The organism is Nostoc sp. CmiVER01 (genome assembly GCF_034531135.2).
In the GTDB taxonomy this organism is placed as follows: Bacteria; Cyanobacteriota; Cyanobacteriia; order Cyanobacteriales; family Nostocaceae; genus Nostoc.
Window position 1 is genome coordinate 78,008 of record NZ_JAVRBU020000014.1, and the last position, 22,867, is coordinate 100,874.

Here is a 22,867-nt window from a genome sequence, read left to right on the forward strand (position 1 = left end):
ATTTAATACTGATGCTGTTATAGGTAATTCCCCCAAATCAGAGAGAGAAAGGCTGATTCAAAGTTTTAAAGACGAACAGCCGCAAACCAAGATTTTATGTAACTACGGCGTTTTAACAACTGGATTCAATACACTCAAAATCAGCGCCGCCGTTATCGCCCGTCCTACCAAATCCCTTGTCCTCTAAAGCCAAATGCCCTAATTGATTTAGAACATCTAGAAAAAGTCTGCTCTGGCGGTGCTTCCTAATCTGTGTGATGGCTGCTAATAATGAAGTGGGGACAATTAGCTATTTTTACAGGTGCGGCTTGTTCATCAGGTATTGTCGCGCCGTCTCACGTTCTGCAAGCGATGAATCTTGCAGAAAATATAATTGAGGGAGCGTTAAGAATTGGGATTGGGAAATTTACAACTAAAGAAGAAATCGAAAAAGCATTTTTTGCGATCGCCAGTGCAGTAAAGGCTATTTTGAGCCTAAATTAATAAAACCCTTATTAGGGCTTTAAGAGTAATATTTTGGATTACACAAATCTGTCAAATTGTCAAATAATTTGGCAAGCGACACTTATGATTTCGCAAGTTGTCGGTAACGTTCCTGAACTTCCTGAATCGAAAATAAAGTTTCAAACTTCAACCCAGCTGACTGGTACAACTCACCTCCGCCTTGTTGTCGGTCTACCAGTGAAATTATTTGATTTACTGTATAACCTGCATCTTTAAGACGCTCAACTGCTTTTAAAGCAGATTGCCCAGTTGTAACGACATCTTCCAAAACTACTACTTTTGCACCTTCAGGTAAAGTGGGGCCTTCTATATAAGCTTTCGTTCCATAACCCTTGGCTTCCTTGCGAATAATCAACGCTGGTATCGGGCGATTTTCATAAACAGAAACTATACTCACTGCTGTCACCATTGGGTCAGCGCCCATTGTTAAACCTGCTACAGCCTGGGTATCTACAGGTAATAAAGGAAACAGCAATCGTCCAACAGCTAAAGCTCCTTGCGGGTGGAGTGTTACCTGCATCTTATTGACATAATAAGAACTACGTAGTCCAGAAGCGAGAACAAAATCACCCTCTTGATAAGCAAGTTGAGAAAATAAATCTAGTAGCTTATGGCGCAAAATAGTCAAATCAGCAGTGCTGGCCCAAATATCTGAGTGGGTAAGAGTTTCAGTAGGATACGTCATTACAAAACATTAAAAGTTGTGCTACACCAAAGGTTGAACTCATCAGAGTTCTGAAATTAAGCATAAATTAAGATTGCCCAAAAATTGAGGAGTTAGAAACGTGGGTATAAAATTTAAAACCTTTGGTGGTTTATTGGTACTGCTTGCTGCTGGTATTGCTTTTCCCTCTATTGCATCTGCCCAAACGGAAACCCCCAAAACTGAAACTACAAATGATGTATTTGAACGAGCTTATTTTCGTCACGATCGCAATTTCTACGAAAATAGTAACAGCCTCAAGCGCCAACTAGACTCATTTCTAGGATCTGGTTCCAGTTTCGGTGGTTCCTTCCCAGAAAATGAAATTGCCCGCGATGCTCAGTTGCTTAACACTTTATATCATGATGTCCTGACTCAGCAAGTTGGCAACGATCCATATATTCGGACTCCTGATTTACCAAATCCTTATGACACATCACTAATGATGTCTCCGCGTTTCAATAGCAACAAACTCAAAGTGGGAACTGAATTCAGGTTTGAAACTTTACCACCTCGGTAATATTAGGGAGTGGGGAGTAGGGAAAAAATAATTAATGCCCAATGCCCCATGCCCTTTATCATTCTATTACTGCTTGTTGATCGTTCAGTGCGCCCTGCTGGAATCGAACCAGCCTGAAGACGAATTATGAGTTCGTTGCCTCCCCAATCGGCCAAAGGCGCTTGTTTTGTTGGGTTTCGTGTTTATAAGAGTTAATTACTTTAACTCTTAGGTCAACGTGATTTGTTAATTTTAGACTGAGAAAAATATCTCAATCGCTAAGTTTAGCCAATTTTCTAATTATAACACAAATTTACACCTGTGAATACTCGACAATAGCTTATCAGATTTTTATACTACATAATTTAATCATAAAATAGTGCAGACTAATATTGATTAAGTTCCTTTAAGGATTGAGGTCAAAAGCTTCACTATTCTTAAATAGACCAGCATTCTATTGTGATAGCTTGTCAGCGATGAAAATAAATTCTACTGTACTTCTTACTTTGGTTTTGTTAATCCTAATGATGGGAGCAGGGTCTGTGAGTGCCCTTTTGGGGTTTGAACTAGGTAGTTCAGCACTTAAAGGCGTTAATACACCAGATGGGCGTCCTACAACTAAATTTGCCAGTAATAAGGCAAATAGCTCCCAACAGGGAGGGCTAGTGCTATTAAAAGAGGACGAAATTCTGAAAATTGTTAAGGCGCGAATTGAGGGTAAGACCAAGGCTGCTAAATCGGAAAAGCTAGAGGACGATGATGAAGAAACCAATAGCAGCAAGCAGAAGCCAGAGGAAAAACCCCCAGCAGTGGTTGAAGAAAAACTCCAGCCAGGTTTTCCAGTTACTGCCTTGAGTGAGGGCGTAACCATGTCTGTACAATCTGTCCGCTACTCTGGTGGTGATTTGCTACTGAAAGTGAAAATGCAGAACAAAGGTAAAGATTCTGTCCGCTTCCTGTATAGTTTTTTAGATGTTACCGATGATAAAGGACGAACCCTGAGTGCTAGTACAGAAGGTTTACCAACAGAATTGCCTGCAAATGGGCCAGCATTTACAGGTACAGTGAGTATTCCCACAGCTTTACTTGATGATGTCAAGAAAATATCACTTGCTCTTACTGATTATCCCGCTCAAGAATTGAAGCTAGAGGCATTGAATATTCCTGTAGAAAGGTAGATTGGGACTAGGGACTGGGGACTGGGATCTGGGGACTGAATTATCCTCAATCCCCCTAAATGGAGGGCGTGAGTTTTACACGAGCTTTGGTGGTGATTGGTTTTCCTAATTTAATTTGGACAGACGTGGCGCTACGGTTATTGTCAGTGCTACTGCTGATTGCCATAAATGCCTTTTTTGTGACGGCGGAATTTTCGATGGTGAGCGTGCGGAGATCGCGGATTCACCAGCTAGTTAAGGCTGGGGATGTTCCAGCGATCGCAGTCGAAATGCTACAACGTAGTATTGATCGACTACTATCTACCACTCAGTTAGGTATTACCCTCTCCAGCTTGGCATTGGGATGGATTGGCGAAAGTACGATTGTTGTGCTGGTTAATGCATGGTTAAAATCCTGGCCTTTACCAAGTAGCATGACTACCTTCCTGGCGCATTCTCTATCAATTCCCATTGCCTTTTTCCTGATTGCCTATTTGCAAATTGTGATCGGAGAATTATGTCCCAAATCCTTAGCCATGCTGTACTCAGAACAGCTAGCTAGGTTTTTGGGGCCTTCGGTAAAAGCGATCGTGCGTTTTTTTGGCCCCTTCATTTGGATTCTCAACCAATCAACTCGTTTTTTATTGCGGATTTTTGGTATCCAATACACAGGTCAAGGCTGGAGGCCACCTGTAACTCCCGAAGAATTACAACTAATTATCTCTACAGAATGGGGGTCTACTGGTTTAGAGCGTGCGGAGCGAGAATTGCTCAATAATGTCTTTGAGTTTGGGGATGTTATGGCCCAAGATGTGATGATACCGCGCACCAGTATTATCACGCTGCCAAAAGATGCTACCTTCCAGACATTACTCAAGGAAATGGCTGCTACTGGTTACTCTCGCTATCCCGTGATTGGTGAATCATTAGACGATGTTCGCGGCATTGTTTATTTTAAAGATTTGGCACAACCTTTAGCTGTAGGAAGGCTCAGTTTAGAGACACAAATCCAACCTTGGATGCGTCCCGCTCGCTTTGTTCCTGAACACACGTCCCTGAGTGAGCTTTTGCCAATGATGCAGCAAGAGAAACCAGCTATGGTCATGGTAGTGAATGAATTCGGCTCTACTGTGGGACTAGTGACAATCAAAGATGTCATTGCCGAAATCATTGGCGACGCCAGCGAATCTGAAAGCAGTGACGACTTGATGATTCAGATGTTAGATAAGGATAAATTTTTAGTACAAGCCCAGATCAACCTCGAAGACCTCAACGAAGTTTTGCATCTCAATTTGCCCCTGACAAGAGAATACCAAACACTAGGCGGCTTTTTGCTTTACCAGTTACAGAAAATGCCTGTCAAAGGCGAAACTTTCCGGTATCATAATCTCGAATTCACTGTGGTATCAATTGTTGGCCCACGCCTGCATCAAATTCAACTGCAACGGTTAGAAGAGTTAGGAGTTGAGAGTTAGGAGTTAGAAATTAAGACTTGTGACTCCTCACTCAAGAAGCATACACTACTGGATCAACGAGTCCCAATTCGGCAAAAGCTGCTAGCCGCAAGCGACAAGAATCACATACACCACAGGCGACATCTTCACCGGCATAGCAAGACCAAGTTAGTTCCCAAGGAACTCCCAATTGGTTTCCTAGTTGGATGATTTCAGTTTTTTTCAGGTTGATCAGGGGTGCAACAATATTTATTGGTTTTCCTTCACGCCCTTGTTTGGTTCCCAGACGAAAAACTTCCTGCATTGCCTGGATATAGTCGGGGCGACAGTCAGGATATCCTGAGTAATCTAAAGCATTGATGCCGATATAGACACGTTCAGCTGCGATCGCTTCGGCAAAACCAAGAGCAAAGCTTAAAAAGATGGTATTACGAGCCGGAACATAAGTTACAGGAATATTTTGAGACATTTCACCCTGCGATCGCTCTTGGGGTAAATCAATGGCATCATCGGTAAGTGCTGAACCACCCCATTGGCGTAAATCAAAATTAACCACCTGATGTTTTGCGATCGCAGCTTTTCGAGCAACAGTCAGGGCTGACTGTAACTCTCGCCGGTGTCGCTGCTGGTAATCAAAGGAAATCGCATGACATTCACAGCCATCAGCCTTAGCCTTGTATAAAATTGTGGAAGAGTCTAATCCCCCAGATAATAAAATTACAGCTTTCATCTCAGTTGCAAATTTTGGATTTTAATCGCCAAATTATACCTCAACATTTCTGGTCAGAAAGTAATGCCAAAGCCACTTCTCAACCCTGTGAGTGATGGCAAACAACGCCGCACTAATATTTTAAAGAAACAATCTACATTAGTGCAGTACGGCGTAAATAAACATACCCTTCGGGTGACGCTCCTACGTCGCTACCGCTACGCTAACACCAGTCGCCTGCGGAGGGAAACCCTCCCGCAGCGCTGGTTCACCATTTCAAATGGTGCAAGAAGCTCGCAATACAATTATGCGTGAATGCGTGACTTCCGCCTTAAGATACTAGTTTTTCTCAAAAAGCAGTCTAGTGGTTTTTTACCAGACGCTACGCGTAGCTTGCTTCTTTGCAGGAGTATATGTCTAAGACGAATGCTGCAAATAATCATACAAAAATCTTTTCAATAAATCAGTAGTGATAATTTTCAATAGCATTTTTTTCAAAAAGCATACGTGTTACTTTTTCATGACTTTGTAATTTTAGTAGTATCAATTAAATACTGATCCCGGTAATTAATGGTCTAAATGCAACAATCAAGTTAAGTCAGAGCAGAGGAAGCCGCTACTTAGAAATTTGAAGAATTTCCACTTAAGTCTTACTGAATGTTTTAAAGTTAATAAAAAGACACATAAAAAACATATATTTATTGTAAAAAGTGCAAAATCCAAAACAAACCCGAACTATCTATACAAAAGATATTTGGATTACGGGAACCGATGAGAAACTTTGAAATTCTTCATAAACATAGGCTCTATGTTACCATCTGGATGGTTTTAGACGGATCGTAACTGGCCTTCGAGTATAAACGCCAACGGCCGTAGCGTCTCTAAATTTGGTGGTTGAGGAGAGAATAATAGTGCAAGATAGCATGTCAGTGGCAGAACCGAATCTATATACACAGCGTAACCAGCCACGACCGATCCGCATAGGCGTGATTGGAGTGGGTAACATGGGACAACATCACGCTCGCGTGCTGAGTTCAATGAAAGATGTTGAACTAGTCGGAGTAGCAGATATTAATGTTGAGCGAGGGCTAGAAACTGCCAGCAAATACAAGGTGCGTTTTTTTGAAGATTACTGTGACCTGCTACCCCTTGTAGATGCAGTTTGTGTAGCTGTTCCCACCCGTCTGCACTATGCCGTAGGCATCAACTGTCTGTTAGCGGGAATTCATGTTTTGATTGAAAAACCGATCGCAGCCAGTATTTCTGAGGCAGAGTCACTAGTAAACGCCGCAGCTGAGTCTGGGTGTATTCTACAAGTGGGTCATATTGAGCGTTTTAACCCGGCTTTTAAAGAACTAAGCCAAGTGCTTAAAACTGAAGAATTGCTGGCGCTAGAAGCCCACAGAATGAGTCCTTACTCAGATCGGGCAAACGATGTCTCGGTTGTGCTGGATTTAATGATCCATGACATCGATTTACTTTTGGAATTAGCTGCTTCCCCAGTCACGAAATTGACTGCTAGCGGTACTCGCGCCCTAGACTCAGGTTATTTAGATTACGTAACTGCCACCTTGGGGTTTGCCAATGGTATAGTTGCTACTCTGACCGCCAGTAAAGTTACCCACCGAAAAATTCGTCGGATTGTCGCCCATTGCAAAAATTCATTCACTGAGGCAGATTTTCTCAAGAATGAAATTTTGATTCACCGACAAACTACTGCCAATTCTCTCACCGACCATCGACAAGTACTTTATAGGCAAGATGGTGTAATTGAAAAAGTGTACACCAGCAATATTCAACCTTTGAGTGCAGAATTAGAGCATTTTGTCAACTGTGTACATGGGGGCAATCAACCCTCAGTAGGTGGTGAACAAGCTCTCAAAGCTCTGAGACTGGCAAGTTTGATTGAGCAGATGGCGCTGGAAGATCGAGTTTTGAATCCATTAGACTGGCAATCGGAACCAAGAGTACAATCGTTAACGCCGACAGCCTAGAAGCAGGGATGAGGGGGGTGAGGGGGACAAGGTAAAATTTTCTCCCTGCTCTCCCACAGGCACAACCTCAGAAGAAAACCCCCTTAGTATGTTTTTAAATTTGCCATCTACTCTTTAGATCCTCCTTGGTTCCTTTTAAAAACCGACTAAGGAGGATCTAAAAAATTAGAAAATAAAGATTATGATGGCTAATTTCGTTAGTTTTGTCAGATTCGTATTGAGCGAGAGATCGCTCAATTTCAAGGGCTAGTACCGCAAAGCGGAAGTCAAAAGTCCTATATATCAAGGCTTTTGCAAGTTTAAAAATGGTAGCTTGATTTCTACCGCCCTGTACTAAAGCTACTTCTGAATTTATATAAACTTCGCAATTAATGAAACAGCGCCCTAACTTCCACTTGTTTTACTTTGTCTCTTCATTGCGATGCCAAGTTTTTGTGTAGCCGAATTACCTTGAATTTAGCAAGCTGAATAATTAGCTTTTTTAAAAGTTAAAGCGGAATCTTAGTCACAAGAATAGTACCGCAATTTTAGGAATTGACTCAATGCTTGAATGGATAACTAATACTATCAACTATTTTGGCTATTGGGGAATCGCCCTACTAATGTTCCTAGAAAACCTTTTTCCCCCGATTCCTTCAGAATTGATTATGCCACTGGCTGGATTTACAGCAAGTCCATATCAACCAGGGGGAGCAAAGCTGAATATCATTGGTGTGTTTTTCGCAGGACTTTTGGGTTCTGTATTGGGCGCACTTATTTGGTATTATCCAGGTAAGTTTTTGGGCGAAACTCGTTTGAAAGCTTGGGCTGACAAGTATGGCAAATGGCTGGCTATATCCAGTAAAGATATCGCCAAGGCCAAAGAGTGGTTTGACCGACAAGGTAGAAAAGCAGTATTAATTGGTCGCCTTGTACCAGGAATCCGCACCTTGATTTCCGTTCCCGCAGGTATCAGCAATATGCCATTGCTACCATTCTTGTTTTACACAACACTAGGTAGCGCGGCTTGGGTGGGTTTGTTAACATACTCAGGATACATATTGGGTAGTCAGTATGAACTTGTGGACAAGTACCTTGCTCCTGTATCCAAAATCGTACTTGGGGGTTTGGTTCTAGTATTTATTTTCTGGATATTCAAGCGCCAGTCAAGACGTGCTAGAAGATGAAACAGGGACGCTTTTGGTTTGAAAGTAGTGAAAGCAGGGGTTACATCTGGCCAAAATTCGCCTACACTATGCCAAATAATACTAGATGTGAGAAGGCATGAGCTTATCGGAGGTATCACCAAAATTAATTTTGGCGTATTTCTAGCTACACTTGACGCAACCTAGAATTTCTGGTTGCTCGCATTTTTGTAAGATGAGCATGACAACTTTTTACAGTTAAGTTTGAACTAGGAGCTTTCATGACAGACCAACCTTCCGCCGCTACCCCCATCAATGCTGCTGCTATACCCATGAATAGAGTGTCAGCATCGACTCCCATCAATGCCGTTAATAATACTCCTCCCAAGACAGGGGGTGTTCCGGGAAAAACTATTCTCAGCGTTGATTTAGGCAGAACTTCCACAAAGACTTGTGTGAGTCGTGAACCCGGTAATGTGGTGTTCGTACCTGCCAATGTCAAGCAGATGTCAATTGAACAAGTACGCGGTGGTGTTTTTGAAGCCAGGGCTACTGACCCCTTAATGGATTTGTGGCTGGAGTATCAAGGAAATGGATATGCTGTTGGTCAATTAGCAGCCGATTTTGGGGCTAATCTAGGAGTCGGGCAATCTAAGGTAGAGGCTGCACTGGTAAAAGTGTTAGCAAGTGCTGGGTACTTCAAACTCAGAGACGATATCTCAGTTGTACTAGGTCTGCCTTTTCTTTCCTTAGAGCAATTTGAAAAAGAAAAAGCCCAGTTGATTAGCCAAGTAGGCGGCCCTCATGTGTTGAACTTCCGAGGCGAATCTATATCGCTCAACGTCAGTAAGGTATGGGTAATGCCAGAAGGCTACGGCAGTCTCCTGTGGTCTGAAGCTCAACCAAAGAAAAGTCCTGGTAGTCCCGATTTTACAAAAATATCGGTGGCGATCGTTGATATTGGACATCAAACCGTCGATCTTTTGATGGTAGATAACTTCCGTTTTGCCAGAGGTGCTTCTAAGAGCGAAGACTTCGGTATGAACAAGTTTTATGAATTGGTGTCCGCCGAAATCGAGGGAGCAGATAGTCAATCTCTAGCTCTGATTTCCGCCGTGAACAAACCCAGAGGTGAACGTTATTACCGTCCTAAAGGCGCTAGCAAGCCCACCAACCTAGACGATTTTCTTCCCAACCTTACGGAGATGTTTTCGCGCGAAATCTGTAGCCGTGTGCTAGCCTGGTTGCCAGAACGTGTCACCGATGTGATTCTGACTGGCGGGGGTGGTGAGTTCTTCTGGGACGACGTTCAACGTCTGCTCAAAGAAGCAAAGATTAATGCTCATTTAGCAGCACCTTCACGACAGGCGAATGCTTTGGGGCAGTATATTTATGGAGAGGCACAATTATCCTCCAATCGCGCTGCTAGGGCATAAAGCTGATGTTCCAATGGTCAAAAAAGGTAGTTAAATCCGTCACGTTCAACCCAGAGCTTGCTGATGAAAGCTTGTTAGCGCAAGTAGAAAGTTATTTGGACAAACAACCAGACAAGACTTTCAGCGACCTCTGTAAAGAAGCCTTATGGCAATCTTTATGTGTACCGGAACCTGTACAACCTGCTCCACAAACAGCAGCAAAAACACCGATTGAACAGCAAATCGGTGAACTGCAACGTCAAGTGGCTGGACTTGAGGAACGTTTTTTGGCCAAGGGATCTAATCGTTTGGAGGCAATGGAACACCATCTACTGCAACTTTCTCAACAAGTTGCACAACTGGCGCTTATAGTCAATGAGCGATCGCTCATTCAGTCTCCAACTCAATTAGAAGTAGTAAATAATACTTCTTATTCTGTTGCTACCCCTCCTCAAGAGGTTGACCCCGTAATCAGCCGCCTTAGTCAGTTTCTCGATGATTTTTAAGAAACAATCGCGTTTGTGAGCAGTTTTTGCTCCTCTTAACAATCCTTAATAATATTTTCTATTAAGGATTGTTAATGTTTGTATATGGTTAAAGGTTTTTCTTTCCCTTTCCCCCTTTTCCTTAAAACCCGACAAGTATTAGGTTGGGTTAAGTGTTGATAAGTTTATCGAGTTGTTATAAATTAAAAACTGGGTGCGATCGCTATTTTGAAATATTCATAATTAGTAAGTGCGTAGTTTACCGCCGTAGGCATCACTATTAAGTAAAGTTAAAAAACTCGGGAAACAGCGAAATTTTAACCCTTATTAATTTTCGTCAATATTTCCAGTTTCTTGAAGACTTTTTATCATATCTTGACCCTGTTTTGTCAAAAGTAAATTAGCGTAGGCTTGACCAGCTTGCTGTTCTCTTTGAGCATTTTGCTTAATCACTACATATAAACTAACAGGTAATGGATATTCACCACTGTAAATCGCTTGTATATTAACTCGATTACGCTTGCCAGGGCGACATCGAGTTGGTAATACAAAGTTTTCTTGTTGGTATGGAGAAATAGTTTTACCCTTATCGTTAATAATAGGTAAAGTCTTAACTCCACACTGTGGTACTACATCTGAGATGGGGCCTGTAAAGATTCCTCCCGGTTCTCTAGCGATTTTTTGGAGTCCTTCACTAGTTGTGTTAATATAGTTAATATTATCACCAAACTTTTCAATTCCTAAACTTTTTCTAAACTCTTCAGTGCTGCCTGAATTATTACTACGCACATAAAATTTAATTGGGATATCTGCGAGAACGCCTGCATCTTTCCAATTGTCAATCTGACCACTAAAAATTTTCTTTAATTGTTCTTTGGTTATATTTTGGATATCTAATTTGGGATTAACGGCTACTGCTAAACCACTTTGGGCAACTCTAATTCCTTGAATAGTAAAACCCTTTGTTTTAGCTAAGTTTTTCTCTTTAGGGAGAACGTCACGGGAGGACAGAGCAAAATCTAGTCCATCCTGTCCACCATCTATTAACTTCTGAATGCCTATTCCAGAACCCCTGATTAACACGTTTTTTATATCAAATTGGCGATAGATATTTTTAATTTCTGACTCTAGCTTTGGATAGATAGGTGCCCAAGAAGTACTACCTCCATACTTAAAAGCTCCTGAAGGGATATTTTTAACTTCTGTAAATTTATCTATTTTATTAACAATTTGATTGTCACATTCTAGTTGTTGAGATGAGATAACGGGACATTGAACTTTCATCTCAGGCTTAATAAGCCATACCACCACAGCACCAATAATAACTCCTAGACTCAACATTCCTATAGATTGAGGAGCTAGATTGAGTTTCCTTTTTTGAGAAGCTTCAATTAAGGCTGTATCTTCATCCCTAAGTCCTAAATTTTGCTGAAGACGTTTCAAATCAGCACGAGTATTTTCCTTAACAGGAAATTTACCTTTAGTTGTTCGGAAGAATACCTTTTGATATTCCTGTAAATTTTCTTTGTAGTCTTGATAAGGTTTTAAAACCTCAGCTTCTTTAGCAGCAGCTTCGTCAGGTGTTAGCCCTAAGTTCTTTTGTCGCTTATTTAAAGCAGTACGACCAATATCAGAAATTTCACCGTCTCTTACCCAATATTCAACTTCTCGACCATATTGAAGTTTTGGCTCATCAATGGGTGCTTTGGCAAGCTTGATTTTATAGCCTTCTCTAATAGCATATATTTCTGGTTTCATGGCTGGAGCAGCTTCTTGTACTTTCCTTTTAGCGTATTCATGTAATTCATCAACAGAAATGAAGCTATCTTGATCTCGGTCTGCTGCACCAGTCTCTAGCCCCTCAACTATATAGCAGGTGTAAGTTGAAACATCTGTTCCTGGTTGTGCAAAAGAATATTGCGTTGATGTCGAAGATGTAAGAACCGCTCGTCCTTCACCACCTAATTGGTTCCTCACATCCACAAAACCATCATCTTTAGAAGATTTAGCAGACCAACCCTCAGCAAACGCGCCACTAAAACAACAATCAAGAATTACTACCTCGCGTTTGGAGCGGCTATTGCTCATGACATCATGTACAGAGTTAGCTGGTACTGTTGTCGCCTTAACTAGTTCTCCTTTGTCACTTTTTTTGGTGTTGCAAGCAGCAAAGTAAAGCTTACCATTCTCATCTTTGATTCCATGACCAGAGAAAAAAAGCAGCACGAGGTCATCTTTTTGACGATCGGCAAACAAAGTCTCGATTGCGACTGCCATCTCATGTTGTTGAGGATTTATCAGCAATGTTACGTCATCAAAACCACCAATCTCTGGGTTTTCCAAAACTCGCTGCATTTCCTCGACATCTTTTGTCGCTGCTGGCAATGGAGTAAGACCAGGCTCATATTCACTGACTCCAATTAGGAGTGCTACTTTCGCCATCTCACTATTCTTCCTTACTGCTGGAATTTCTTAATTACCTGCAACAAACTTTTGAGCTTGTTCAATGGCGGCGTTTAACTCTTCCTGACTGCTAGCTTTCACCTTCAGTTTTTTGCCGTTAGCCTCAACTTCCAATTCAATGGTTTTGTTACCCAAGCGATCGCTTAAAAATCCCAACAATTTCTTAAAATTGGCAAGGCTCACCTCTGTCTGTAATACTCCTATCAGAAAACCGCTAACAGACTTGGCTCCTTCGGGAGTTTCTGTAACTGTAACGAGTTCAGCACTTTCTACATCTAAATCTTTGATTTCTCGCAGCAGATTCCGTGTTTCGCGTTCTTGCTCTTCTGCATCTAAGCTGGGATTAGAAAGAGCGATCGTTAACTTGATGTTAGATTCAGAACTCATTTTGTACCCTTTTCAGTTTTAAGCAGCTGACTCTCACCTATATTGCCGTGATTTCTCTATTGACATCATATCCGCTATGTAAATTTCCTGAAATTTCATGAAGATTTTTGCAAAAACTTATCAAATTTAAGTAAAAATTACTAGATATTCAGAGAGACGCAGCAGTGCTACGTCTCTACATTCTTTTTCGGAGATGTCTATTACGTCAGATTAATTAAAACAAATCCAAATCTGTCACAGCACCAATACTGCTAGAAGATACCAATTTGGCATATTTCGCCAACACGCCTTTAGTGTAACGCGGAGCAGGGGGTTGCCAGTTGGCACGACGACGAGCTAATTCTTCTTCCGATACATTCAACTGCAAGAGGCGTGCGGGTGCATCAATAGTAATACTATCGCCTTCTTCTACAAGCGCGATCGCACCACCAACTGCTGCTTCTGGTGCAACATGACCAACCACCATGCCGTAAGTACCACCAGAAAAGCGTCCATCGGTAATTAATCCCACAGCATCACCTAAACCAGCACCAATAATTGCTGAGGTGGGAGCCAACATTTCGCGCATCCCAGGCCCGCCCTTTGGCCCTTCATAACGGATGACGAGAATATCACCAGCTTGAATCTTACCTGCTAAAATTGCATTTAAAGAAGCTTCTTCCGATTCAAATACTCGCGCGGGGCCAGTAATCACTGGCTTTTTCACCCCGGTAATTTTGGCGACAGCTCCCTCCGTTGCCAGATTACCTCTAAGAATAGCTAAGTGTCCTTGGGAATACATCGGGTTATTCCAAGTCCGAATCACATCTTGATTGGCCGATGGTTCTTCTGGGATATCTGCTAATATCTCTGCGATTGTTTGACCAGTGATGGTGAGGCTATCACCATGTAATAAGTCATGCACAAGTAGCATCTTCATGACTTGGGGAATGCCACCAGCTTTGTGCAAATCTGTAGCTACATATTTACCACTTGGTTTTAAATCACACAAAACCGGAACACGGGCGCGGATGGTTTCAAAGTCATCCAGGGTTAACTCTACATCAGCAGCACGGGCGATCGCTAAGAAATGCAATACTGCATTGGTCGAACCACCCACCGCCATAATTACAGAAATGGCATTCTCTATAGATTTGCGGGTGATAATTTGCCGGGGTAAGATTTGTTTGCGGATGGCTTCGACTAACACATAAGCTGATTTTTCAGTACTGTCGGCTTTTTCGGCATCTTCGGCTGCCATTGTCGAAGAATAGGGTAAACTCATCCCTAGTGCTTCAAATGCTGAAGACATGGTGTTAGCTGTGAACATCCCCCCACAGGAACCAGCACCAGGACAAGCGCGACTTTCAACTTCTAATAATTCCTTTTCGTCAATTTTTCCAGCACTGTATTGACCAACAGCTTCAAAAGAACTAACAACAGTTAAATCATGTCCGTTGTAGTGACCGGGTTTAATTGTGCCACCGTAAACGAATATTGCCGGGATATTCATCCGGGCGATCGCTAGCATTGCTCCTGGCATATTTTTATCACAGCCACCAATGGCTAGTACACCATCCATACTTTGTCCAGTGCAAGCGGTTTCAATGGAATCGGCAATGACTTCCCGTGATACTAGGGAATATTTCATCCCTTCTGTTCCCATCGAAATCCCATCGCTGATGGTAATTGTACCGAATATTTGCGGCATTGCTTTGGCAGATTTTATACTAACTTCTGCTCTGAGCGCCAGTTGATTTATTCCCATGTTACAGGGAGTGATTGTACTGTAGCCATTGGCAATACCTACAATGGCTTTATTGAAATCTTCATTTTTAAAACCAACTGCCCGCAGCATTGCTCGATTTGGCGATCGCTGCACCCCTTGCGTCACAATTTGGCTTCTTAAATTCTCCGGCATTTTTTTCTTCCCTGACATCATCGCAACAGTTGCGATTGTATTACCATGATTTTCTCATGTATACGTGGCGCGATCGAGCATTGGTAATTCTCTATTTCTCAAGTGTGCTTGTGTTGCTATAGCGTTTCATAATAAGAGTGAGGTTAAGCAGTACCTCACCCCGATAAAGCTGTGCTTCATCTCCCCTGTCCTTAGCAATGAGAGGGGTTGGGGGTGAGGTCTATTAAATTAAAGGATAATGTCGCTTGCCACTAGTTGTGGTGATCCTTCAAGCTGAATCTCGAAATTAGCCGATAGATTATCAGTGTTAGCTTGGAGAATACCTCCTGAATAACGAATCTGACCAATTGCAAAGAATGCGCCAGTGCCAATGTAAGTAAAGGCTTGGTTGCCCGCTATATTGGAGTTGGCGTCGATGGTAGATAGATCGATGCGATCGCCTGGCAAGTTACCGTTTCCAACAAAGTCCTTGATAATATCCCGTAACACACCAGGTTGACTCTCAGAAACTGAGTCGAAATCGAAAACATCGTTGTCAAAAACATCGTTGCCAGCACCCCCATACAGAGTATCAGTGCCAGCACCCCCATTGAGAGTATCGTTGCCATAAACGCCAAAGAGGGCATCGTTGCCGTCTAACCCTGCGAGGTAATCGTTGCCACCAACGCCAAAAAAATCATCCCCTGCGAGGACATCGTTGTTAAGATTACCAAAGAGGGCATCGTTGCCAGCACCCCCATTAATGCTATAAGAACTGGTGATATAAAAACCGCTAATATTGTCGTCACCGTCCAATCCGTTGATGTAAACGAAATCGAATCGAAGATAAGGATAACCAAGAAATTCATCATATAAACCTCGTCCATCATAGTCATTTAGAATGTCAGGCCCATTAGTACCGTTGAAAGTTAAAGTTGCCATAATGAGTTTCTCCTTAACTTATAAGTTAAAAAAATTTCCTCATCACTTCCCCATCAGAAAACGGCGTTGCTGATTAAGAGTATGAATTTAGTTTCCCCCAAAGGCGCAAAGGAAACAGTTTCAAACATTTAATTTTTGAATTTCACACTTTCATTCAGCAACGCCGAGAAAACAAGGTGGAGAAATAACGAGTGGAAAGAGATAACTGAACCACACTTGATTAGAACAGGTGTTTGCTGTGAAGTCTGAAAAGTTGAGAAGATTTGAGAAGCACTGGATGTATTGATGATGGTGGCATCAAAATTGTGCCAATATTCATGTTACATACTGACTTTTCACGTTATATGGAAAAGCCAACGATAGTTCTGACTATATTCAGAATCACAAGATTATAATATAACCCTCAAGCCTACTTTTTTCTATCTATAAGAAAGAATAATTAGCAATATTTTTTCCTCTCGCCAAAACCAAATCTGAAACCTATGTTTAGAAAGAGTTAATGTTGCCTATTAAGATTTGTTTGAGGGGTTCTGTAGTTATGTATAACCAATTAATCGCCAATAATTTCAAAGCCTTGTATCATCGTAAAGTTTGCAATTGTATTACCTGATTTTCTCATGTATACGTGGCGCACCTTAATAAGCATTAGTAATGTTATATTTCTCAGATGTGCTTGTGTTATACCGTTTCACTTTAATATTGATACGAATAGGCAGCAGGGGTGCAGGGAGCAGGGGGAAAGAATTAGATATCAATCTATTTGTATCAGGTATTTCGTGAAATGGTATTACCTCTTGCATAAACCAAAAATAAGAACCCCACTTCTATAGCACTATTAAAACATTCGTGAACAAAGAGATCCCCGACATCTTAAAGATGTCGGGGATCTGAATCTTGTAATTCGAACGAAATCAAATAGGATTGCGATCAGAGCGATCGCTTAGGAGTGGGGTATTACAGAATTTTGCAAAAAGTCTATTAAATTAAACGATGATGTCGCTTGCCACTAGTTGTGGTGTTCCTGTAAGCTGAATCTCAAACTCAGGAGACAGATTCGCAGCAGTATTACCTTGAAGAATACCTCCTGCATAACGAATCTGACCAATTGCAAAGAATGCGCTACTGCCAATGAAAGTAAAGGCTTGGTTGCCTCCTATATTGGAGTTGGCATCGATGGTAGAAAGATCGATGCGATCGCCTGGCAAATTACCGTTTCCAACAAAGTCAGTGATCACATCTCGTAAAACACCAGGTTGACTCTCAAGAACTGAATTGAAATCGAAAATATCGTTACCTTGTCCTCCAGTCAAAACATCAGTCAGACCAATAGACTGATTATCGTTGGTGATGAGCTTATTATTGTTGCCAGTCAGACTAATAGTCTGATTATCAGTGGTGATGAGGTTATCATTGTTGCCAAAATCACCGCTAATCGTATCATTGCCAAATCCACCAATAAGGCGATCGTTGCCAAATCCGCCAATAAGGCGATCATTGTCCGCTCCACCAAGAAGGCTATCGTTGCCACTACCACCGTCAATGTTATCGTTGCCGGCTCCACCGTCAATCGTATCTTTGTCAAATCCGCCCTCAATCGTATCGTTGCCAAATCCGCCTTTAATCGTATTGTTGCCAAATCCATCGTCAATCGTATCGTTGCCAGCTCCCCCGTCAATCGTATCGTCGCCAAATCCGCCCTTAATCGTATCGTTGGCAGATCCGCCAAGAAGTCTATTGTTACCAAATCTGCCCTCAATGATTGCCATAGTGAGTTTCTCCTGAACTTAGTACAGCTTTGCATAAATCGTAGCGTTTTTAATGCAAGGAGATGCAATGGCATTGCCAAATTTAATTCGCTACGAATTAATGAAAAATTAAGATTTATTTGGTATTTTTGATAGTTATGTATAACAAGTAATTATCAAGAAGTTAAAAGCCTTATTGATCAGTGCGTAGGCATCGCTACACCCCTTGCGCTACAATTTGGCTGTTCAAGTTCTTTGGCATTATTGCAATTGTTGCGATTGCATTACCTAATTTTCTCATGCATACGCGGCGCGATTAAGCCTTAGCAAGCATTGTTAATTCTCTATTTTTTCAATTTGCTTCTCTTACTAATTAAGGAAATTAACAATCTTAAGCGTGAAGCCAATATGAGCTACTTTTTTGGTACTTAATTATGCTTGTTTACAGCAATACCACCCTTGGCAGGTTAAACAGGAATATATTTTGTCAATTTGCCTAAATACAGAAATAAATTAGCGTAATAATAATCACTATAAAAGGAGAGGCAAGTTAAGCTTGCCTCTCCTCGCGACTGTTAAATTATTAGAATTCTGCCTTGTGCCTGATTTTCAAGGCAAATCTATTAAATTAAAGGTTAATGTCGCTTGCCACTATTCTTGGTGCGCCTGCCAGACGAATCTCAAACTCAGGCGATAGATCCCCATCAGTGCTAGCTTGAAGAATACCTCCTGAATAACGAACCTGACCGGCTGCGGTGAATCCGGCAGCTCCTATGAAAGTGAAGCCTTGGTTGCCCCCTATAGTGGAGTTGGCGTCGATGTTAGATAGATCGATTACATCACCAGGCAAGTTACCATTGCCAAAAAAGTCAGTGATAACATCCCGTCCAGATCCAGCAGGACTATCTGAAACTGAGTTGAACTGGAAAGTATCGTTACCCGATCCTCCCGTGAGAATATCAGTCCCACTACCGCCAACAAAGCGATCATTGCCAGCACCACCGAGAAGGGTATCGTTGCCATTACCGCCACCAAGGACATCGTTGCCACCACCACCGTTAATGATATCGTTACCATTACCGCCAATCAGGCTATCGTTGCCATTATCACCACTTAGGTTATCGTTGCCATCACCACCGACAAGGGTATCGTTGCCATCACCGCCGCCAAGGACATCGTTGCCACCATTACCGGTAAGGACATCGTTGCCAGTACCGCCACCAAGAATATCATTACCACCACCAGCCGTAATGACATCGTTGCCAGTACCACCAAGAAGGGTATCGTTGCCACCACCACCAGTAATGACATCGTTGCCACCACCGCCATCGATGCGATCGTTGCCACTACCACCTACAAAGACATCAGTGCCACTACCACCGTTAATCACCCTGTTACCACTACCGCTAACTTGGATAGAGTTGTTAGGAAGATTGACGGTAAGGTTGTTGATGTCGGGGATAAGACTAGAGAGATCGGGAATGACTGCCATAAATTAGCTTCTCCTGAGTTTAGAGGGTAAAAATTACCTCGTCACTTCACCACCAGAAAACGGTGTTGCTGATTAAGAGTATGAATTTCCTTTACCCCAAAGGCGCAAAGGAAACAGTTTCAAACATTAAATTTTTGAATTTCACACTTTTATTCAGCAATGCCGAGAAAATAAGGTGGAGAAATAACGAGTGGTAAGAGATAACTGAACCACATCATCTGATTGGAACAGGTCTTTAACTGTTAAATCCAAAGATTTTACAAGCACTGCATATATTGATGAGTCTGGCACCAAAATCGTGCCAAGGGTCATTTATATATCTGTGTGCTTTATGTATTCATTGGTTACAAAATACTAGGCTGCTAGGGAACAAGCAGATTTTCTAGTACAGAATCGCATAGCTTTTACGATATTCACAATCACAAGATTATGATATTACTCTCAAGGCTACTTTTTTCTATCTATAAGAAATAATAATTAATCCTTTTTTATTGCTTTTACCCAGAAAAAATCTGAAACCTTTGCTTAGATAGGGTTTTGTAATATATGTAGGAAAAATAAAGTCCTGATAGTACTCTAGGGGTAGTTTATTTTATTTATAAAAAAAAAGTGGCATTCCTTACCACTTTTTTTGCTCAAAATTCTTGATGAAGGTAATATTTTAACGAGGTAGAGGTAACCCGGTAACGGCTACTGCTCCAGCGATCGCACTGGCTGCAAGTGAAGTTAATGCTGTCCCAAATAACCACCAAGCAGCATTTGCAACGGTTTTTTTGGTTTCTTGAGCTTGCTTTTTAGCTTGTTGTTGAATCGCTTTCAGGCGCTTTTGTGTTTCTTGTTGAATGCGTTCGGCTCGTTGTAGTACACTATCCCGTGCCGCTTCTATTTGGTTGATAATCCTGTTAGCATCCTCTTGAGAAATATCTTCACGAGAACTTAATACAGCAACTAAGGTGTCACGATCAAATTGACTGAGGCGATCGCGCAATGCTTCAAATCCAGCTTGGGGATCATCGAATACTTTTGCAAAGTCTTGCTTAATACCTTCATAGTTGAGTTCGGAACGATCCAGCGAGTTAAGATAGTTACGAACTTTAGCAAAAACTCCATCAAGGACTGATTGTACTCTTTGCTGGATTTGCTGGAATTGTTCAACAATGGAGGTGCGAACCGACTCAATTTGATCCACAATCCGGTTAGCTTCTTCTTCTGAGATATCTTCCCGTTGGGATAACAGCGCCACAATTGTGGAACGGTCAAATTTCGAGGCGCGATCGCTTAAACTTCCAATTCCAGCGCGGGGAGAAGACAGCAGCAATTGCAAGTCGCGTTTTATTGCTTCTGGGTTAAGTTCTTCTTTGTTCGTATTACGCAGATATTCTTCCAGATTGGCTTCAAAGTCTAAAGCTTGTTGAGCAGTACGTTTGGCTAAACGTCGTGGCGCTCTAACAATATTAGCGATCGCATCTTGTGCTTGATCAATAATTTGATTAACTTGCTCTTGGCTCAAGTCTCCCCGTTGACTCACGAGTTTAACCAAGGTTTCTCGATCAACATGAGACAAGCGATCGCGCAATGCTAACGCTCCTGCTTTAGGATCATCAAGTAATTTTTCCAAATCGCTCCTGATACCTTCGGGATCAAGTTCTTCTAAGTTGGTATTGCGGAGATATTCAGCGATCGCTTTTGTAGTTTTTTCGTACTGTTCTTTCGCCTGCTGCGGTACTTGTAAAATACTATCTCGGACTGCTTCAATCTGATCGAGAGTTTGATTTATCTGTTCTTCGCTCAAATCCTGACGCTGATTGAGTAATTGTACTAATGTATCCCGGTCAAATTGCGATAAGCGCGATCGCAAAAGGCTAATTCCAGCTTGGGGATCGTCTAGTAAAATTTGAAACTCACGTTTGATACTTTCGGGATTAAGTTCGTCTTTGTTAGTATTCCGCAGATAGTCTTCAACTCTTTGGCGCAGTTCATCAGCTTTGACTTTTGCTTGTTCTTGCAGCTCTCTAGCACGATTCAATAAATTATCGCGGTTGCTTTCGAGTTGACTAACAATATTATTAGCTTCCTCTTCGCTGATATCTTGACGCTGTTGCAGCAATTGTACAAAAGTATCGCGGTCAAATTGCCCGAAGCGGCTACTTAAATCTTCAAACCCAGCTTCTGGATCTTCTACCAAGTTCTTAAAGTCGCGTTCAATACCTTCAGGGTTGAGTTCTTCTTTCCCCGTCGAACGCAGATAATCTTCGATGCGGGTGCGGAAATCTTGCCCTTGCTCTCGCGTTTGAGCCTGTTTTACAGTTTCTAAAACTTCCGAGCGATCGCTTTCCATTTGTTCGGAAATTTCTTTCACTCTAGCTTCACTGATATCACCTCGCTGCTTCAGCAAGTTGGCGAAATATTCAAGATTCAATTCTTCCAACTCTCGTCTTACAGTTGTTGGATCTGCATTAACATCATAAATGAGTTCTTTAAATTCATCCCTTAGTGTAATCCGGTTAAAATGCCAAGGAAATGAATTCAATATATAGTCTTCTACATCCGCCTTAATTGCATTTTCAGGTGATACTGGCAACTTTGCAGATACTTGTTCAGTTGCTTCATCTCTGAACTTTTGTAATTGTTTCGTGATTTGATCAACATCGACATCTTGAACTTTTTCTTTCAGTTTTTGCAACTGATTAGTAATTTTGTTCACATCGATATTGGAAAGGTTGACTCGCTCCATAACTGCTGGTGCAGCCGCACTTAAGCCATATCGAATAGCTTGCTTAATTACACCATTCCCATTTCCACCTCCGACTGTAACCAGTTGTTGAAGGCGTTCACCTAATTGCTCTGAATTCAATTCTTCGGGAGTAGCAGACTTCAGCAAATTAATTACTTGTTCTGTGGGATTGTTCCGATTCAATGCTTGTTGCCAACCACCTTGAAATTCATCGGCTATGCGATTGATATCTTCTTGAGATAAATCTGTGCGATCACTAATTAAATCAACAAATGTTTGACGATTTATATTTTGCAATAGGTCGCTATTAGCAACAGATTGCAAATCTGTATCTTTAAGAAGCTGGTCAAATTGGTTACGAATTTCTGTAATATCTAGCTTTGGTAATTGCAAAGAACTTAAAGAACTTTGGAGCGTATTTCTAATATCTTCAGGATTAAAGCCTGAAGTTAATTCCCGTCTGACTGCGGCTGTAATATCTTCAGCAGTCGAAACTAACTGTTTTTTTGCAGCATTAGCACCGATGCCAGCAGTTGCTGTACCCATCAGAGTTTGAAAACCAGAAGTGACAGTACTAGCGATAGAACCAATAAAAGAACCTACTGCTGATGAACCGAACCAAATTACTAGTGAAAAATAAGTAGCCCAAATAACTACACCGATAATTGAACCTAGAAATTCACTTTCGATTAAGCTAAGTTTTACCGCCAGAAAAGAAGCAATAAATAATGCAATACTAACGGTTAGCAACGCCCAGACACCTATTTTTGTCTGAACTGAACGAATTTTAATACCCAAACTTTCTGATTCATCGTCAGAATCTGAGTCAATTTCCCAAGATGAAATTCCGACAGCAACTGAAAAGTTAGTCAATAATAATTGAAAGGCAAATGCCATTAAGACACCAGCTAGCAATGCTACCAAAAATTTAGGGCCAGAAAAAAGAACTGATGCTTCTTCTGGAGTTAGTGATTCCTGAGCTATTATTGGCGCTAATCCAAAAGATAGCCAGTTCGATCCCCCACTCGTTAAAAGACTTTGGAACATAGTATTTTCTCACTTGCAGTCAATTAAATAACCATTGATCAAATGGCTTACTTATCAATTTAGTTACCAGTTATATGAATTGACACTCTCTTAGGTAAGAAGCTTGCTTGTCAAAAGTCGTATTTTACAAAAGA

The 22,867-nt window shown here is 41.5% G+C and carries 18 protein-coding genes and 1 tRNA gene; 9 read left to right on the forward strand and 10 right to left on the reverse strand.

What is annotated here, in order from left to right:
- Positions 1 to 270 precede the first annotated feature (270 nt).
- Positions 271 to 483: a hypothetical protein gene (locus RMZ43_RS23945; RefSeq protein ID WP_322651032.1), complete on the forward strand. Its 213-nt coding sequence runs from the start codon at positions 271 to 273 to the stop codon at positions 481 to 483.
- A gap of 82 nt (positions 484 to 565) precedes the next feature.
- Here the strand turns inward: RMZ43_RS23945 and pyrE are convergent, their stop codons facing one another.
- Positions 566 to 1,189 (reverse strand): orotate phosphoribosyltransferase, encoded by a 624-nt coding sequence (gene pyrE / locus RMZ43_RS23950; RefSeq protein WP_322651033.1) that lies wholly within the window; start codon positions 1,187 to 1,189, stop codon positions 566 to 568.
- A 100-nt stretch (positions 1,190 to 1,289) separates the two neighbouring features.
- Between pyrE and RMZ43_RS23955 the strand changes: the two genes are divergently transcribed.
- Positions 1,290 to 1,727, forward strand: a complete 438-nt coding sequence (locus RMZ43_RS23955; protein ID WP_322651034.1) for a hypothetical protein — start codon at positions 1,290 to 1,292, stop codon at positions 1,725 to 1,727.
- 88 nt (positions 1,728 to 1,815) lie between these two features.
- Here RMZ43_RS23955 and RMZ43_RS23960 read toward each other — a convergent pair.
- Positions 1,816 to 1,888, reverse strand: a tRNA-Ile gene (locus RMZ43_RS23960).
- Between the two features lie 294 nt (positions 1,889 to 2,182).
- On the opposite strand from RMZ43_RS23960, the gene RMZ43_RS23965 reads away from it, so the two are divergent.
- Both RMZ43_RS23965 and RMZ43_RS23970 read left to right on the forward strand, forming a co-directional pair.
- Positions 2,183 to 2,884 (forward strand): hypothetical protein, encoded by a 702-nt coding sequence (locus RMZ43_RS23965; protein ID WP_109011361.1) that lies wholly within the window; start codon positions 2,183 to 2,185, stop codon positions 2,882 to 2,884.
- Positions 2,885 to 2,943: 59 nt separating this feature from the next.
- A complete protein-coding gene (locus RMZ43_RS23970; protein ID WP_322651035.1) occupies positions 2,944 to 4,338 on the forward strand; it encodes a hemolysin family protein in 1,395 nt (464 codons plus the stop codon).
- 31 nt (positions 4,339 to 4,369) lie between these two features.
- On the opposite strand, the gene queC is transcribed toward RMZ43_RS23970, so the two are convergent.
- Positions 4,370 to 5,047, reverse strand: coding sequence for a 7-cyano-7-deazaguanine synthase QueC (gene queC, locus RMZ43_RS23975; protein ID WP_322653247.1), 678 nt, complete (start codon positions 5,045 to 5,047; stop codon positions 4,370 to 4,372).
- A 63-nt stretch (positions 5,048 to 5,110) separates the two neighbouring features.
- Between queC and RMZ43_RS23980 the strand changes: the two genes are divergently transcribed.
- From RMZ43_RS23980 to RMZ43_RS24000, 5 genes are all read left to right on the forward strand, one after another.
- A complete protein-coding gene (locus tag RMZ43_RS23980; RefSeq protein ID WP_322651037.1) occupies positions 5,111 to 5,341 on the forward strand; it encodes a hypothetical protein in 231 nt (76 codons plus the stop codon).
- A gap of 596 nt (positions 5,342 to 5,937) precedes the next feature.
- The gene (locus RMZ43_RS23985; protein ID WP_322651038.1) at positions 5,938 to 7,020 is read left to right on the forward strand and encodes a Gfo/Idh/MocA family oxidoreductase; all 1,083 of its coding nucleotides are present in this window, start codon (positions 5,938 to 5,940) and stop codon (positions 7,018 to 7,020) included.
- 542 nt (positions 7,021 to 7,562) lie between these two features.
- Complete coding sequence (locus RMZ43_RS23990) at positions 7,563 to 8,186, forward strand: DedA family protein (RefSeq protein WP_322653246.1); 624 nt, start codon at positions 7,563 to 7,565, stop codon at positions 8,184 to 8,186.
- Between the two features lie 239 nt (positions 8,187 to 8,425).
- On the forward strand, positions 8,426 to 9,580 hold the full coding sequence (locus RMZ43_RS23995) for a ParM/StbA family protein (protein ID WP_100901207.1): 1,155 nt from the start codon (positions 8,426 to 8,428) through the stop codon (positions 9,578 to 9,580).
- A 5-nt stretch (positions 9,581 to 9,585) separates the two neighbouring features.
- Positions 9,586 to 10,065 (forward strand): plasmid segregation centromere-binding protein ParR, encoded by a 480-nt coding sequence (locus tag RMZ43_RS24000; RefSeq protein ID WP_322651040.1) that lies wholly within the window; start codon positions 9,586 to 9,588, stop codon positions 10,063 to 10,065.
- A 306-nt stretch (positions 10,066 to 10,371) separates the two neighbouring features.
- Here RMZ43_RS24000 and RMZ43_RS24005 read toward each other — a convergent pair whose 3' ends face one another.
- From RMZ43_RS24005 to RMZ43_RS24035, 7 genes are all read right to left on the reverse strand, one after another.
- Entirely contained in the window at positions 10,372 to 12,486 is a 2,115-nt protein-coding gene (locus tag RMZ43_RS24005) for a caspase, EACC1-associated type (RefSeq protein WP_322651041.1), read from the reverse strand.
- Between the two features lie 30 nt (positions 12,487 to 12,516).
- Complete coding sequence (locus RMZ43_RS24010) at positions 12,517 to 12,894, reverse strand: hypothetical protein (RefSeq protein ID WP_322651042.1); 378 nt, start codon at positions 12,892 to 12,894, stop codon at positions 12,517 to 12,519.
- A 214-nt stretch (positions 12,895 to 13,108) separates the two neighbouring features.
- The gene (ilvD, locus tag RMZ43_RS24015) at positions 13,109 to 14,794 is read right to left on the reverse strand and encodes a dihydroxy-acid dehydratase (protein ID WP_322653245.1); all 1,686 of its coding nucleotides are present in this window, start codon (positions 14,792 to 14,794) and stop codon (positions 13,109 to 13,111) included.
- A 228-nt stretch (positions 14,795 to 15,022) separates the two neighbouring features.
- Complete coding sequence (locus RMZ43_RS24020) at positions 15,023 to 15,715, reverse strand: calcium-binding protein (protein ID WP_322649430.1); 693 nt, start codon at positions 15,713 to 15,715, stop codon at positions 15,023 to 15,025.
- Between the two features lie 983 nt (positions 15,716 to 16,698).
- On the reverse strand, positions 16,699 to 17,481 hold the full coding sequence (locus RMZ43_RS24025; protein WP_322653244.1) for a calcium-binding protein: 783 nt from the start codon (positions 17,479 to 17,481) through the stop codon (positions 16,699 to 16,701).
- Between the two features lie 607 nt (positions 17,482 to 18,088).
- Positions 18,089 to 18,952, reverse strand: coding sequence for a calcium-binding protein (locus RMZ43_RS24030; RefSeq protein WP_322653243.1), 864 nt, complete (start codon positions 18,950 to 18,952; stop codon positions 18,089 to 18,091).
- Positions 18,953 to 19,613: 661 nt separating this feature from the next.
- On the reverse strand, positions 19,614 to 22,733 hold the full coding sequence (locus RMZ43_RS24035) for an MFS transporter (RefSeq protein WP_322653242.1): 3,120 nt from the start codon (positions 22,731 to 22,733) through the stop codon (positions 19,614 to 19,616).
- Between the last annotated feature and the right edge of the window lie 134 nt (positions 22,734 to 22,867).

Coding starts and splice junctions, on each gene's coding strand:
- ilvD (WP_322653245.1), bottom strand. CDS start 14,794: ATGCCGGAGAATTTAAGAAGCCAAATTGTGACGCAAGGGGTGCAGCGA.
- RMZ43_RS24025 (WP_322653244.1), bottom strand. CDS start 17,481: ATGGCAATCATTGAGGGCAGATTTGGTAACAATAGACTTCTTGGCGGA.
- RMZ43_RS24000 (WP_322651040.1), top strand. CDS start 9,586: ATGTTCCAATGGTCAAAAAAGGTAGTTAAATCCGTCACGTTCAACCCA.
- queC (WP_322653247.1), bottom strand. CDS start 5,047: ATGAAAGCTGTAATTTTATTATCTGGGGGATTAGACTCTTCCACAATT.
- RMZ43_RS23965 (WP_109011361.1), top strand. CDS start 2,183: ATGAAAATAAATTCTACTGTACTTCTTACTTTGGTTTTGTTAATCCTA.
- RMZ43_RS24005 (WP_322651041.1), bottom strand. CDS start 12,486: ATGGCGAAAGTAGCACTCCTAATTGGAGTCAGTGAATATGAGCCTGGT.
- RMZ43_RS23945 (WP_322651032.1), top strand. CDS start 271: ATGAAGTGGGGACAATTAGCTATTTTTACAGGTGCGGCTTGTTCATCA.
- RMZ43_RS24030 (WP_322653243.1), bottom strand. CDS start 18,952: ATGGCAGTCATTCCCGATCTCTCTAGTCTTATCCCCGACATCAACAAC.
- RMZ43_RS23990 (WP_322653246.1), top strand. CDS start 7,563: ATGCTTGAATGGATAACTAATACTATCAACTATTTTGGCTATTGGGGA.
- RMZ43_RS23980 (WP_322651037.1), top strand. CDS start 5,111: ATGCCAAAGCCACTTCTCAACCCTGTGAGTGATGGCAAACAACGCCGC.
- RMZ43_RS24020 (WP_322649430.1), bottom strand. CDS start 15,715: ATGGCAACTTTAACTTTCAACGGTACTAATGGGCCTGACATTCTAAAT.
- pyrE (WP_322651033.1), bottom strand. CDS start 1,189: ATGACGTATCCTACTGAAACTCTTACCCACTCAGATATTTGGGCCAGC.
- RMZ43_RS24035 (WP_322653242.1), bottom strand. CDS start 22,733: ATGTTCCAAAGTCTTTTAACGAGTGGGGGATCGAACTGGCTATCTTTT.
- RMZ43_RS24010 (WP_322651042.1), bottom strand. CDS start 12,894: ATGAGTTCTGAATCTAACATCAAGTTAACGATCGCTCTTTCTAATCCC.
- RMZ43_RS23970 (WP_322651035.1), top strand. CDS start 2,944: ATGGAGGGCGTGAGTTTTACACGAGCTTTGGTGGTGATTGGTTTTCCT.
- RMZ43_RS23995 (WP_100901207.1), top strand. CDS start 8,426: ATGACAGACCAACCTTCCGCCGCTACCCCCATCAATGCTGCTGCTATA.